Annotated in this window: 11 protein-coding genes and 2 CRISPR repeat arrays (1 of these 13 cut by a window edge); of the genes, 2 read left to right on the top strand and 9 right to left on the bottom strand. The window is 62.9% G+C overall.

What is annotated here, in order from left to right; genetic code table 11:
• Positions 1–1898: direct repeats of the CRISPR family, unit length 29 nt; unit sequence CGGTTCATCCCCGCGCCTGCGGGGAACGC (it extends 3448 nt beyond the left edge of the window).
• A 502-nt stretch (positions 1899–2400) separates the two neighbouring features.
• The 3 genes from AAV94_RS11175 to AAV94_RS11165 are packed head-to-tail and all read right to left on the bottom strand — an operon-like array spanning position 2401 to position 3631.
• On the bottom strand, positions 2401–2808 hold the full coding sequence (locus AAV94_RS11175; protein WP_046742320.1) for a hypothetical protein: 408 nt from the start codon (positions 2806–2808) through the stop codon (positions 2401–2403).
• The gene (locus AAV94_RS11170; RefSeq protein WP_046742319.1) at positions 2805–3278 is read right to left on the bottom strand and encodes a DUF1833 family protein; all 474 of its coding nucleotides are present in this window, start codon (positions 3276–3278) and stop codon (positions 2805–2807) included. The genes AAV94_RS11175 and AAV94_RS11170 overlap by 4 nt, the downstream gene beginning before the upstream one ends.
• Positions 3275–3631, bottom strand: coding sequence for a hypothetical protein (locus AAV94_RS11165; RefSeq protein WP_046742318.1), 357 nt, complete (start codon positions 3629–3631; stop codon positions 3275–3277). The genes AAV94_RS11170 and AAV94_RS11165 overlap by 4 nt, the downstream gene beginning before the upstream one ends.
• Before the next feature lie 117 nt (positions 3632–3748).
• On the opposite strand from AAV94_RS11165, the gene AAV94_RS11160 reads away from it, so the two are divergent.
• Together AAV94_RS11160 and AAV94_RS11155 are read left to right on the top strand one after the other, a co-directional pair.
• Positions 3749–3931, top strand: coding sequence for a type II toxin-antitoxin system HicA family toxin (locus AAV94_RS11160; protein ID WP_046742317.1), 183 nt, complete (start codon positions 3749–3751; stop codon positions 3929–3931).
• 26 nt (positions 3932–3957) lie between these two features.
• Positions 3958–4350, top strand: coding sequence for a type II toxin-antitoxin system HicB family antitoxin (locus AAV94_RS11155; RefSeq protein WP_046742316.1), 393 nt, complete (start codon positions 3958–3960; stop codon positions 4348–4350).
• On the opposite strand, the gene AAV94_RS11150 is transcribed toward AAV94_RS11155, so the two are convergent.
• The 6 genes from AAV94_RS11150 to cas2e all read right to left on the bottom strand — a co-directional run bounded on the left by AAV94_RS11150 (position 4351) and on the right by cas2e (position 13402).
• Entirely contained in the window at positions 4351–6957 is a 2607-nt protein-coding gene (locus tag AAV94_RS11150; RefSeq protein ID WP_197408063.1) for a tape measure protein, read from the bottom strand.
• A gap of 74 nt (positions 6958–7031) precedes the next feature.
• A complete protein-coding gene (locus AAV94_RS11145) occupies positions 7032–7373 on the bottom strand; it encodes a hypothetical protein (protein WP_046742314.1) in 342 nt (113 codons plus the stop codon).
• Positions 7361–7681, bottom strand: a complete 321-nt coding sequence (locus AAV94_RS11140) for a hypothetical protein (RefSeq protein ID WP_156454416.1) — start codon at positions 7679–7681, stop codon at positions 7361–7363. The genes AAV94_RS11145 and AAV94_RS11140 overlap by 13 nt, the downstream gene beginning before the upstream one ends.
• A 33-nt stretch (positions 7682–7714) precedes the next feature.
• A complete protein-coding gene (locus AAV94_RS11135) occupies positions 7715–8299 on the bottom strand; it encodes a DUF6246 family protein (RefSeq protein ID WP_046742312.1) in 585 nt (194 codons plus the stop codon).
• Complete coding sequence (locus tag AAV94_RS14710; protein ID WP_197408062.1) at positions 8296–8856, bottom strand: phage tail protein; 561 nt, start codon at positions 8854–8856, stop codon at positions 8296–8298. Before AAV94_RS14710 ends, AAV94_RS11135 begins: the two co-directional genes overlap by 4 nt.
• A 57-nt stretch (positions 8857–8913) precedes the next feature.
• Positions 8914–13034: a CRISPR direct-repeat array (repeat unit 29 nt; unit sequence CGGTTCATCCCCGCGCCTGCGGGGAACGC).
• A 68-nt stretch (positions 13035–13102) separates the two neighbouring features.
• A complete protein-coding gene (gene cas2e, locus AAV94_RS11125; RefSeq protein WP_046742311.1) occupies positions 13103–13402 on the bottom strand; it encodes a type I-E CRISPR-associated endoribonuclease Cas2e in 300 nt (99 codons plus the stop codon).
• Positions 13403–13418 lie beyond the last annotated feature (16 nt).

Here is a 13418-nt window from a genome sequence, read left to right as displayed (position 1 = left end):
AACGCGCGCGCACCGTGGAAGCCGATGTGTACGCGCTCGGTTCATCCCCGCGCCTGCGGGGAACGCGACCTCTACGACGCGCTGGATTCATGCGTTGCCGGTTCATCCCCGCGCCTGCGGGGAACGCTCGAAACGCTGGCAGAAAGCGGCGTGATCCGGCGGTTCATCCCCGCGCCTGCGGGGAACGCTACTGGCACCGTTGAGCATCAATGCAGAAGGTCGGTTCATCCCCGCGCCTGCGGGGAACGCAAGTGCCGCGCACCGGCACGCGGTTGGTTGAACGGTTCATCCCCGCGCCTGCGGGGAACGCCGGGGTAGTAGTCCCGCAACAGGTATTCATCGCGGTTCATCCCCGCGCCTGCGGGGAACGCGAACTCCTTCTCCAGCTGGCCTTCGCGTCTGGTCGGTTCATCCCCGCGCCTGCGGGGAACGCCATGCGCTTGTCCTTGCGGCGGCCGCCATAGGCGGTTCATCCCCGCGCCTGCGGGGAACGCGCACGCCCTGCACATGCATTTAAAATCAATGACGGTTCATCCCCGCGCCTGCGGGGAACGCGCGCAGCTCCCAGCTACAACAACATCGAGGCGCGGTTCATCCCCGCGCCTGCGGGGAACGCCTGCGGATTGCGGCTAAGCATCACCGTGAACGCGGTTCATCCCCGCGCCTGCGGGGAACGCGGCAGCCGTTTGGGACGCGCTCGCGCCAATCACGGTTCATCCCCGCGCCTGCGGGGAACGCTGATGGCACGGTGCCCGCTATTGGCGCACCAGCGGTTCATCCCCGCGCCTGCGGGGAACGCCTCTGCATCTGGCTCTGGCACCTGCACGGAGGCGGTTCATCCCCGCGCCTGCGGGGAACGCGACGTTGGTCTCCAGCTGCTGCAGCGCCTGGGCGGTTCATCCCCGCGCCTGCGGGGAACGCAGGCGGCAGTACATCAGGCCATTGCGATATGGCGGTTCATCCCCGCGCCTGCGGGGAACGCCTCTGCATCTGGCTCTGGCACCTGCACGGAGGCGGTTCATCCCCGCGCCTGCGGGGAACGCCATGCGCTTGTCCTTGCGGCGGCCGCCATAGGCGGTTCATCCCCGCGCCTGCGGGGAACGCGGACATGGGTGCGTTCCTTTCATGTGCTGGGTTCGGTTCATCCCCGCGCCTGCGGGGAACGCGAGCGCATCCGCTGCAATTGCGGTGCTGGATGCGGTTCATCCCCGCGCCTGCGGGGAACGCCACGCCTGGCGCGGGGCCTGCCAGCTGCGGCCCGGTTCATCCCCGCGCCTGCGGGGAACGCCGCACCTGCTCGCGCTGGCTGATCGACATCTCCGGTTCATCCCCGCGCCTGCGGGGAACGCTGCAGGTTTTCAGCGCGCTCGACCAGCACGTCCGGTTCATCCCCGCGCCTGCGGGGAACGCATCGAACCGCGCGAACTTGTGGCGCAGGTAGTCGGTTCATCCCCGCGCCTGCGGGGAACGCTGATGCCGGTGTAGGTCAGCATGGGTTGCTACCGGTTCATCCCCGCGCCTGCGGGGAACGCCATTACGCTGCCTCCTGCGCGTCAGCCCAGCGCGGTTCATCCCCGCGCCTGCGGGGAACGCCCTGGTTGAAGGTGCTCAACAACCAATACCGGCGGTTCATCCCCGCGCCTGCGGGGAACGCGGGCTGCAATCGTGTCGCTCCGCTCCCCTGCACGGTTCATCCCCGCGCCTGCGGGGAACGCGCCCGCCGGCTCTCGCTGGCCGCAGCGCACGTCGGTTCATCCCCGCGCCTGCGGGGAACGCAGCTATGCGGGAGTGGTGAGGATGAGCGAAGGCGGTTCATCCCCGCGCCTGCGGGGAACGCTCCTCCAGCACGCCCTCGACCGTCGCGCCCTTCGGTTCATCCCCGCGCCTGCGGGGAACGCTCTTGCTCAGCGGCACCGGCAGGGCCTGGCAACTTCGGTCCAAGGACCTTGTTGATGAGCATGGCGCCGCCGAGGAACAGCGCACCGTTGATCGCGCCAACTGCCAGCGCAGTGCCGGTTGCGCCCAACGCCGCCGCGCCATTGATCCCGATCAGCGATGATCCGATAGACCCGGCTCCGAACGTGAAATAGCTCAACGCCGCGATAGCAACGAGCTGCAGCACTTGCCGCTGCACCACGGCGCGTACGGCGATCAGCGTGCCGTGCTTGGGATACACCCGCACCCACATCTCGCGCGGAATCTGCACGCCGCCGATGTAGACGGACCATGCGCCAGAGTCGATGCTGTCAACGTGACGGCGCAGGAAGGCGTGCAGGCTCTCGCCCGGCAGCAGATCAGCGGGGACGTTGGTCTGCCCCTCCAGCGTCAGCGCGTGCGGCGTGATGACCAGGCGCCCGGCAGCATCGAGCACGTCAGCCGGTTGCCCGCCCACGGTTGCTGTCAGTCGATCCATCGGTAAAACCCCTCAACACGGATGCCGTAGCGCGGCAATTCATCAAGCCGGGTCAGCCCGGCATATCCCATGGCCAGCGATGTGTGCAGCACATGCGGCGAGTAATTGACGTGCAGCCATGTGCCCACATGCCCAGCGATCTCGCAGCCCTTGAGGGCCATCAGCACCAGGTCGCCGTCCTGCGGCTCGGCTACAGGCCGGGCCAGCTCGCCCATGGCGCGCAGCAGCGCCGTGGCCTGGCTGCGCGTGCCCTGCGGGCGCGGGCGGGCCGATGGCAGCACAATCTCGCGGCCAAACAGCTCGCGTGCGGCATCCATGGCAAGGTCGGCGCAGTCGTACTGCGGGCCATGGGCGCGGCCCACCAGCGCATCGAGTTTGCGGATGTCCACACTCATGCGAATATCCCCGGCGAGGTGGCTGGGTCATGCCGCAGCAGCACGGCAGAGCGGCGCAGCAGGTAGTCGAGGCCGATCGAGCAGGTCACGGTTGCTGCGTCTGCACTGACGACGTTGAGCGGCTCCGTGATCGTGATCTCGTGCACGTCTGGGGATGAGCGGTCGGTCACGATGAGCTTGCACATGATGGGCTCACCGGGCTGCCACGACTCCAACTCGGCGAGCATGTCGCCGCCAAGGTTGTCGATGACGATGCGGGCCTGTGGCGTCTCGCCCTGCGCATCGTTGGGCAACTGGACCTCGAACGGGTAGCCGACGTACGTAATGCCGCGGCTGACCCAGTTTTGCGTGTCATTGGCCAGCCGCAGCGGCTCCGAAAACTGCGGGTGCGTGATCTCGACGAGCACAAGCACGCCGGACGTGTCGGTAACGCGCTGGCGGTTGGCGCGGAATGTCGTCGATAGCGTCATGCGTAGAACTCCATCGTCACGTCGCGCTGGCTCATGAAAAACCGCCCCACGTGCGGCACCAGCGTGCCAATGTCACCGCCGACAAATCGCGCTTGAACGGTCTGCCCCGTGCGCGGGTACACCCAGCCGAAATAGCCGATGCGCTTGATATCGTTGAGATACCAGTCCTCAAACGCATTGGCGTCATCGCGCGTGCGGAAGAAAAGCGTGGCCTGAAGTTCGTGGCGCACTTGGCTGTTGAGCAGCGTTTGCTTGGCCGGGCCGCGCGCCATTTCCGTGCGCTGCACAGACGGGTCAATGCGGTCGCCAAACCCGGCGAGCAGCACAGTCACGTAATCAGGGAGGGTTGCCATAGCTCACAAACAAAGAAGCCCCGGCGAAAGGCCGAGGCTTGGTGAAAACCGAAACTTTTTCAGTCAGCGAACAAATAATCTATTGTGTATTCTTGTGTAGTGTGTATAATTACACACATGGACAGCAAGGCACTCATCAAACAAATCAAGGCGGACGGTTGGTATCTCGTCCACACTGTTGGCTCACACCATCAGTTCAAGCACCCAACCAAGCCCGGCAAGGTCACAGTGCCCCATCCCAAAAAGGATTTGCCATTGCAAACAGTCCGCAGCATTCTCAAACAAGCAGGCCTCCGCTAAGGCGGGGCCTTTTTAAAGGAGGCGATATGCTCTACCCCGTTTACGTTCATAAAGATCAGGAGAGCGCCTACGGCGCGATCTTCCCCGACATCCCCGGCTGCTTTGCTGCAGCGGATACGCTCGATGATCTACCCCGTGCCGCCCAAGAGGCATTCGAGGCGCACTTCGGAGCAGATGACGACCCTATTCCCGCGCCGTCGTCACCCGAGCGTTGGCGCAATGCCCCCGACTACCAGGGCGGGTTTTGGCTACTCGTTGATCTCGACCCCAGCAAGATCCGTTCTCGTGCGGTGCGTCTCAACATCAGCCTGCCCGAGAATCTCGTGGCTCGCATTGATGCAACTGCGCGCGAGTTGGGCCAGTCCCGCTCTGCGTTTCTCGCGCAGGCGGCTGAAAAGGCGATCCAGCAACGTATTTGACTATCTGCGCGGCTGCATCGCATAGCGGCTGTTGAGCGCCTGGTGCGGTCCGCCCTGGCCCGACGCAATGGAGTTGGTCACGGCAGCGACTGCGCGTTGCGTGGCCTGCTCGACCACCACGCGCAGCACCTGCCCCATCCCGTCTGTTTCCAACCTGGCGCTGGTGGCTTGCAGCGGCTGGCCCATGTTCTCGATGACTACCCGCACATCGCTAGCGCCAGACCATCCACCACCACCGCCAGACGACCCACGGCCCATCGCAGTCACATTGCCAGACTGATTACCCATCAGCAGGTACTGCCTCCCTGATACGTTCAACACCTCCGGCTGACCCCTCTCATTGACGCGGTACAACTTGTTGGCCCCCACAGGCCCACCGTTTGCTCTACCTGGAGCCGGAGGGAGGTTGGTAGTGGTGATACTCCCCCCTGCAATTCCCGTTGTGACTGCACCAGATGTTTGGACGCCTGCAGCCTGCCATCCGCCTGCAAAGCTGCCAAAGATGTTTCCGATCAGCCCGGTAATCATTTGCTTGGCCGCGATACGCGCTAGATCTGCAATGATGCTGTTCGCCAAATCCCTGAAGCTGAGCTTGCCGGTCTGCACAAAATTCACCAGTGCGTCTTCCGTGCCCTGCAGCCAGTTGGACATTGCGTTGTCAGCTTGTGATGCTGCATTCTGGGATTGCTCGACGTAGTTTTCCCACGCCCTCTTTGCGCCGGTTGACCAGTCAGTGTCTGCCTCACGCTTGCGCTGGATGTATTCGTCATACGCAGCCAGCGACTTCCCTTGATAGTCCTGCTCGATCTTGAGCACATCGTCGTACATCTTGCGGATGCGCTCATGCTCGGATTCGTCGGCCTGGGCCAGTGCCTGCCTGCGCTGATCCTCGATCTGCTGCATTCGCTGGGCAAACTGCTGCTGCAGTTGCAGGCGCGCTTCCATGTCCGCTCTAGCTTGGTCGCCCATGCTCATTCCGGCAATATCGGCGTCGTAGCCTGCTATTTCGGACATGAGTTGGCGTTGGGCCGATAGCTCTGCGTTCAGTATGTTGAGAACATCAGCTTCCGCTTTGCGTGATTTCTCCCGCTCATCCAAAACCCTCGCCAATTCTCTTGCTTGTTCAAGCTCTTTGGCTGTCAATGTCATAGTGCCTGCGGCAATGTCGTAGTACAGGCGCTCACTGTGCGAGAGTTTGTCAACTTCTCCGACACGCTCTTGCAAATTCAGAAGATAGCTGGCTCCTGCTTTTGCAAGCTGCTCTTGCAATCGGATTGTCTCGCGCAGCTCTTTGTTTGCCGGGCTATTTTTCGGATTTCTGGGCTTTCCTGGCGCCTCTGCCGATACGATTCGCGGGGCCGTGGGATTACTGGGTACTGTCGACGGAGCAGCAGAGCTCCTGGGAGCATAGGCAGCAGCTATTTCACGTGTCGCTCTTTGATTGCTGAGGTTTTTGTCCAGCCTGCGTTGCAGCTCCTCTCGATCCAAAGCAAATGAGTACCAGGAATTAAGGCGTTTGCGTAGTACACGCTCTTCCTCTTCGAGACGCACGATATCGCCAATTGCAGCGCCGTGCAAACGTGCTGCCAGCTCCTCACCAAACCATTTAGCAATCCTGACGGTATTCCGCATCCCCTTGATGATGGTATTCAGCGCGGTGACGATGCCATTCGCCATGTCCACTGCAGCATTGATCGTCGCCGGGTCTTGCAGAGTGCGCGCCATCTCACCAACTGTCTCCGTGAAGATGTTTGATGCGCCACTGGCCTCGTTCACCTTGCCTGCAAAGACCGTCAACGCATTGCGCATCTGCACTGTTGCATCGCGCGTGGACACGCTCATGGCATCCGCTGCGGCCTTGTTTTCCGCCAGTGATTGGCGAAGCCCTTCGTTCAGAGCCTCAATCGACAGCTTGCCTTCTGCGCCTAGCCGCTGGATTTCAAGCGTCGTCCTTCCGGTAGCATTTGCAACGCTTTGGATGATCGAATCTGACGCAGCAATGATTGATGCCCATGCATCCGCGTCGATTTTCCCCTTCGCCAATGCCTTTGAATAGGCATCCATGGCGCTCGTGGCCTGATCTGCTCTAGCTGCATCTCGCACAAACGCATAACTCAGAGAGTCGGAAATATCTAGGACCTCGTCCAGCGAGTACCCAAGGTCTTGCAGCACTCGGCTTGTGGACAGGAATACTTCTTGAGCTTCTGCCAGTGACCGATATGTTCCGTTCGCGGTCTGCAGCAGCCTCGCTTGGACTTTTTCGTAATCTTCGGTGTTTTTCGTTGCGTTGCGGATCCGATCTGCGTTCTGCCCGTACACATCGGCAAGCTCTGCAAGGTAAGACAGAGTACGCATCGACAAGTATGCCGCAACCACTTTGGAAAAGGTAGACCACGCCTTTGATGCCTGATCCGCGCCAATTGCAACCTCACGCGCAGCTTTGGCGGTTTCGCGCATGCGCATTGACGCCTTCGAGGACGCCTTATCTGTCTTGCCAAGTGTCTTGTTCAAGTCATCCAAAGACGCATCGACTTTCTTAGATCCAGACAACAGTTTTTCGGTGTCTGCCTCCACCGTGTAGTAGATCGCGCCGACTTGCTCCGACATTACAGCCTCCAGAAACAACAATACCCACATAAGCGGGCAAAAAAAACCGCCAAATGGCGGATTGAAAGAGCTATTTATTTTCTATTGGCTGAGTAGCACTCCATGAATATTTCATTCTGAAAGTCTCGTACAACCTCGTCCACCATTGATTCAGGGAATCTTGGCATCTTGTACGCTCTTTCAACGAGCAAGTTGTGTATTTCCTCAACGGGAGAGCCTCCGTCGCCAAGCACTTCATTCATCAAAGCCCCCATTTGCCGAAGCTCCATCACGCTGGCGGCAATGTCCGAAACTGCCGCGCACTTCTCTCTGTTCTCATCAGAAACAGAAGCATTTGCATGATTGATCTGGCAAACCAGCAGAAAGGCGAGAGATGAAATTGACAGGAGCTTATACACGCGATTCACTTTGACCATTCATACCCTCGCTTCTTCATAGTTTCGTAGGCTTTCAATGCCCTCTTTTGTATGCTTGGGACGATGGGTTTCCCAAGCTCATCGACCATCACTTCCGTGATACTGCACTTGCAGCCTTTGATGTTCTCCGGGTCTGACCAGAACTCACGAACCTCGGCTGCTGTGAACAGCTGCCCGTGCCTATCTGCGTGTGACTTTCGAGTGGTTGGCGACAGTGCCGATAGGTGCATGTACTTTACCCTTAAACCTTCGGCCCTCAGTTTAGACATACGCGAGTGATGGCGACGAATGTCGAGATCATCAGTCATGCCCGCCTCCAAGTACAACCTGCAGGCTAATTGTCACACATTGCCGCCTCGCATAGCCTCCACCTGCTCAAACCACGCCATGGTCTGCTCGTGTTCCTCCAGCGTAGGCGCCCGGGAGCCAGGATTGGTCTTGGCATCTGGCGGGAATTTCGACCGGAACGCACCCACTAGCTCGGTCATGGTCGACTGCCACGCCTCTTGGCTGGACAGCCCAAGGTGCGCCATTGCCGCCGCTACCATCGCTCTGGCGTCAAATTCGTCGGAGTATTCGGCGTCGGCGGCCTTTGGCAATTGTTTGAGTGCGCCAGTGACGCCGTGCTTGAGCAGGCATCTGGCGATGGCCACAACATCCTCAGCCGGAGCCAGTCCTGGCTGGTATTCCAGCTTGCCATCCTTGTCCACCACGCAGCCAAAAGCCCGGCTCACATCCGCAACAGTGCAGGCATTGATGACGCCAATGCAGTCGATCAGCCGCGGGCCTGCATCCATGACAGCGGCGTACAGCGCCACGATTTCCTTCGGGCTGCCCAGCTGCGTCATGGCATAGAGGGATGGACGCAGGATGTGCGTCTGCCCATCTATGTGCACGCCGATCTCGCCGATCTCCGTCAGGATCATGGCTCAGTGACAGTTACGCTCACAGTTGCGGTCACATTTGGCGCCGTAGCACTGCGCACGGTGATCGTCGTGGTTCCTGCAGCAACGCCCGTCACAACCCCTGCCGCGCTGACTGTCGCAACAGCATTACTCGCGCTGGTGTAGGTTACCGCCTGCGGTGCGCCAGCAGGGCCAACGGTCGCCGTGAGGGCTTGCGTGGCACCTTCGGTGATGCTCACCGTTGCGGGCGTGACGGTCACAGACGTTGGTGTGACAACGGACGGGGTGTCCTCGACGATCAAGCCGTAGTCCGAAGCGGTGGCAGATGCCTCGAACGAGTAGGTCACTACGTCGTCGAATGGCGCGCTGCGGCTCAGGTTGGAGAGGATGGCAAAGAACGTGAACGTCAGGTCTGGGAACGTCATGCGCACCCACACGACCGGCTGTCCGCCCGTTGCGATTGGATTGGCGACGTGCTTGGTCAGCTCAATCAGGTTTGCCGCTCCAGCGCCGCTTGCCTTGAGCGTGCCGTCCCCTGATACGCTCAGAGTCTGGAATGTGGCCAGGTTCTCGCGCAATGCGCCGATGGAATCATCTGCAGTGGCGTCGGTGGTTTCCCATTCCAGGGTGAATTCCGGTTCATCCCCGCGCCTGCGGGGAACGCGACCCCAACGAAGCGGCCGCCATCGAAGTGGCCGGTTCATCCCCGCGCCTGCGGGGAACGCGTGCTGGGCGCCGCATTGATCGGCGGTGCATTCGGTTCATCCCCGCGCCTGCGGGGAACGCGATAGAGAGGCTCACACGATAACAGTTGTCAACGGTTCATCCCCGCGCCTGCGGGGAACGCTGCCGCGCAGGAGGTGCTGCTGTGATTACTGTCGGTTCATCCCCGCGCCTGCGGGGAACGCGTGCCATTGAGCTGCACAGCTACTGCGGGCAGGCGGTTCATCCCCGCGCCTGCGGGGAACGCGTCGACAGTGAAATCTCTAGTGGAATCAATGGCGGTTCATCCCCGCGCCTGCGGGGAACGCTTCCACGGTCTGAGATTCAATGATCCGGTCGGCGGTTCATCCCCGCGCCTGCGGGGAACGCTGCCTACCGATGTTCAGCCCAAGCAGGAACCGCGGTTCATCCCCGCGCCTGCGGGGAACGCGATGCTGAGCCACCGGATGACGAATACGCGGACGGTTCATCCCCGCGCCTGCGGGGAACGCAGTACCGGATTGAGCAACCCGACGAAATGTTGCGGTTCATCCCCGCGCCTGCGGGGAACGCTAGACCCGTACATGGCATGTGGCAGATTCTTACGGTTCATCCCCGCGCCTGCGGGGAACGCGGCAATGACAACAGCGGAACACCAAGATCGGACGGTTCATCCCCGCGCCTGCGGGGAACGCATCGACGAGGCCATCAGCAACCTGGAGGCGCAGGGTTCATCCCCGCGCCTGCGGGGAACGCAGTGGGCATGACCGGGCGCTCGGGCTCTGGCTCGGTTCATCCCCGCGCCTGCGGGGAACGCGGCTGCCTGCGGCTCGCGGTAGATCTCGCCTTCGGTTCATCCCCGCGCCTGCGGGGAACGCGCCACCTGTTCTCCGTATGTTGGCAGTGCCGACGGTTCATCCCCGCGCCTGCGGGGAACGCGATGCTGAGCCACCGGATGACGAATACGCGGACGGTTCATCCCCGCGCCTGCGGGGAACGCGTGAAGCTGGCAGGTCGCATTGCCAACATTGACGGTTCATCCCCGCGCCTGCGGGGAACGCTTACGGCGGCATGACACTGCGGGATGCGATGGCGGTTCATCCCCGCGCCTGCGGGGAACGCGTCCCGGTAAACGAAGGAGAATTTATCGGTGCCGGTTCATCCCCGCGCCTGCGGGGAACGCGAAGGGGCATTGGTCCACACCGCGTGGAATCCGCGGTTCATCCCCGCGCCTGCGGGGAACGCGAGGTCGGGGGCGTGCGCATGGACGAAGAGTTCGGTTCATCCCCGCGCCTGCGGGGAACGCAAGAGCAATGACCTGATAACCGGCGAGTGCGACGGTTCATCCCCGCGCCTGCGGGGAACGCGCATTGGCCGTCATCAGGAAACTGGCATGGTGCGGTTCATCCCCGCGCCTGCGGGGAACGCTCATCAGGCAGGTGCCGGACAGCAGCCGCAAACGGTTCATCCCCGCGCCTGCGGGGAACGCGACGTTGGTCTCCAGCTGCTGCAGCGCCTGGGCGGTTCATCCCCGCGCCTGCGGGGAACGCGGTCATGTTGTCGCTCCAGCCTGCGCCGAACACGGTTCATCCCCGCGCCTGCGGGGAACGCGGGATGCGCTGGATGCGTTCAGACGCTGGTGGCGGTTCATCCCCGCGCCTGCGGGGAACGCCTCTGTGAGTTTGTCAGTCGCCTCGGCGTAGGCGGTTCATCCCCGCGCCTGCGGGGAACGCGGTCATGTTGTCGCTCCAGCCTGCGCCGAACACGGTTCATCCCCGCGCCTGCGGGGAACGCAGCGATGCTAACAGTGGGAGCGTTTAGCATGGCGGTTCATCCCCGCGCCTGCGGGGAACGCGCCCTGGCCGCCATCAAAAGTGAGGTAAATGCCGGTTCATCCCCGCGCCTGCGGGGAACGCAGGCTATAGGCCGGGGCGGTGCTGCGGGGGTGCGGTTCATCCCCGCGCCTGCGGGGAACGCGGGATGCGCTGGATGCGTTCAGACGCTGGTGGCGGTTCATCCCCGCGCCTGCGGGGAACGCCGCCTGCGCAGGCCGCGCGCGTGTTTGCGCAACGGTTCATCCCCGCGCCTGCGGGGAACGCGCAGCACCCGGCGCGACCATCCAGAAGCCCGCCGGTTCATCCCCGCGCCTGCGGGGAACGCTCGGCCAGCTCCCCTTTGACGGGGAACGTGACCGGTTCATCCCCGCGCCTGCGGGGAACGCGCCCTGGCCGCCTTCAAACGTGAGGTAAATGCCGGTTCATCCCCGCGCCTGCGGGGAACGCACGGTCTCCCATGTCTCAACCATCCCGCCAGTCGGTTCATCCCCGCGCCTGCGGGGAACGCGCCCTGGCGGTGGCCGTCAACTGCCACCGCAACGGTTCATCCCCGCGCCTGCGGGGAACGCGCAGCACTGCACCTAGGCGATTCAGTACGCCTCCGGTTCATCCCCGCGCCTGCGGGGAACGCTGCTTGAAAGTGGCTTCGGTGTCGTTAGCGCGCGGTTCATCCCCGCGCCTGCGGGGAACGCAGAAAAGCCCACGCACACATGCAATCGAGGTCCGGTTCATCCCCGCGCCTGCGGGGAACGCCGCAGGCAGACGTTGCGATCCTGCAAGAGCAGCGGTTCATCCCCGCGCCTGCGGGGAACGCCTTGACCGCCAGTCGCAGCGCATCGGCGTCGTCGGTTCATCCCCGCGCCTGCGGGGAACGCCTGCTCCAGCCCTAGCCGGTATCGATGAAGTGCGGTTCATCCCCGCGCCTGCGGGGAACGCGATTGAGATCACCTTCGCAAGGTCCACCACGCCGGTTCATCCCCGCGCCTGCGGGGAACGCCTACGCCGAGGCCGTCCACGACGCGCCGGGAACCGGTTCATCCCCGCGCCTGCGGGGAACGCGCCCTGGCGGTGGCCGTCAACTGCCACCGCAACGGTTCATCCCCGCGCCTGCGGGGAACGCGCCTTGGTTTTCTGCACCAGAAAGGCCCACTCCGGTTCATCCCCGCGCCTGCGGGGAACGCAATGTGTCGGGGTCGCGCTCGATGCCGGTGGCCGGTTCATCCCCGCGCCTGCGGGGAACGCTTTATGGCGTGGCCCGCAATGATGCCAACATCCGGTTCATCCCCGCGCCTGCGGGGAACGCAGGCAGGCGCCGACAAGGCAGCCATGGCAGACCGGTTCATCCCCGCGCCTGCGGGGAACGCTGCGCCTGCTGCTGCAGCTGCTGCAATTGCGCCGGTTCATCCCCGCGCCTGCGGGGAACGCGCGTGCGCGCCGCGCAGGCCGAGGGGATGAAACGGTTCATCCCCGCGCCTGCGGGGAACGCAACTGATATTCCGCCGGCCCACGGTCGGCGCGCGGTTCATCCCCGCGCCTGCGGGGAACGCAGTGCGGTCACGTCCGGCACGTTGTCCAGGCGCGGTTCATCCCCGCGCCTGCGGGGAACGCCGCACGCGTTTCCAAGTGTCGAGATTGAATCCCGGTTCATCCCCGCGCCTGCGGGGAACGCGGCCTCGCGGATCAGCTCCCGCGCGATTGGCACGGTTCATCCCCGCGCCTGCGGGGAACGCATCCTGAGAAGTATGAAGACGGCGTCTCGAAACGGTTCATCCCCGCGCCTGCGGGGAACGCCGCCCCGCTCCCACTGCTGCCATGCGCGGCGACGGTTCATCCCCGCGCCTGCGGGGAACGCATCGAGGGGTCTCGCAACCGGCAGCCGATGAGCGGTTCATCCCCGCGCCTGCGGGGAACGCTAGTGTTGTACAAAGCACAACATTCGGATGGGCGGTTCATCCCCGCGCCTGCGGGGAACGCCGTTGCGCAGCGACTGCAGTATGACATTGCTGCGGTTCATCCCCGCGCCTGCGGGGAACGCCCGCATGTTTCGCCGGAGGTTGGTGCTGGGGACGGTTCATCCCCGCGCCTGCGGGGAACGCTCGCGAACAGCCCACAGTGCTACGCCCAAAACCGGTTCATCCCCGCGCCTGCGGGGAACGCGCATTTGCTGGTGTTGCTCCCAAAACTGTTTCGCGGTTCATCCCCGCGCCTGCGGGGAACGCACTTCCTGTATGTCATTGATTTACCAATGAAAACAGAGAGTCCGTGATTCTACCGAATGGATAGGTTGTTAAAGAGGCTCATTTCCAAGTGGCTGAAAAGCCACCAATCGAAGCCCATCGAACTCGACGGGCACCCGCCGGTTCTTGCCTAGCGTTTGAAACTCGTAGCCGGACTCATGGCTGCTCGCCCAGGCCATGACGACGTTACCGTCTTCATGGCCTTCCTGCAATTGTTGCCAGATCATTTCCCGGGTGCGACGCGAGACATCACCGATGTACACGCCTGCTCGCACTTCCAGCAACCAGATTGCCATGCGCCCACGCAAGCGCAGTGGCACGTTTTCGGTGACGACAACCAGAAAACTCACGGTGCATCTCCTCACC

Origin of the sequence: Lampropedia cohaerens, from assembly GCF_001005215.1 — a bacterium.
Taxonomy (GTDB): Bacteria; Pseudomonadota; Gammaproteobacteria; order Burkholderiales; family Burkholderiaceae_C; genus Lampropedia; species Lampropedia cohaerens.
This window is presented reverse-complemented; position numbering and strand designations above follow the sequence as displayed.

What these genes read in the sequence shown, in the direction of transcription:
- AAV94_RS11175 (WP_046742320.1), bottom strand. Translation starts at nt 2,808, where the DNA reads ATGAGTGTGGACATCCGCAAACTCGATGCGCTGGTGGGCCGCGCCCAT.
- AAV94_RS11170 (WP_046742319.1), bottom strand. Translation starts at nt 3,278, where the DNA reads ATGACGCTATCGACGACATTCCGCGCCAACCGCCAGCGCGTTACCGAC.
- AAV94_RS11165 (WP_046742318.1), bottom strand. Translation starts at nt 3,631, where the DNA reads ATGGCAACCCTCCCTGATTACGTGACTGTGCTGCTCGCCGGGTTTGGC.
- AAV94_RS11160 (WP_046742317.1), top strand. Translation starts at nt 3,749, where the DNA reads ATGGACAGCAAGGCACTCATCAAACAAATCAAGGCGGACGGTTGGTAT.
- AAV94_RS11155 (WP_046742316.1), top strand. Translation starts at nt 3,958, where the DNA reads ATGCTCTACCCCGTTTACGTTCATAAAGATCAGGAGAGCGCCTACGGC.
- AAV94_RS11150 (WP_197408063.1), bottom strand. Translation starts at nt 6,957, where the DNA reads ATGTCGGAGCAAGTCGGCGCGATCTACTACACGGTGGAGGCAGACACC.
- AAV94_RS11145 (WP_046742314.1), bottom strand. Translation starts at nt 7,373, where the DNA reads ATGGTCAAAGTGAATCGCGTGTATAAGCTCCTGTCAATTTCATCTCTC.
- AAV94_RS11140 (WP_156454416.1), bottom strand. Translation starts at nt 7,681, where the DNA reads ATGACTGATGATCTCGACATTCGTCGCCATCACTCGCGTATGTCTAAA.
- AAV94_RS11135 (WP_046742312.1), bottom strand. Translation starts at nt 8,299, where the DNA reads ATGATCCTGACGGAGATCGGCGAGATCGGCGTGCACATAGATGGGCAG.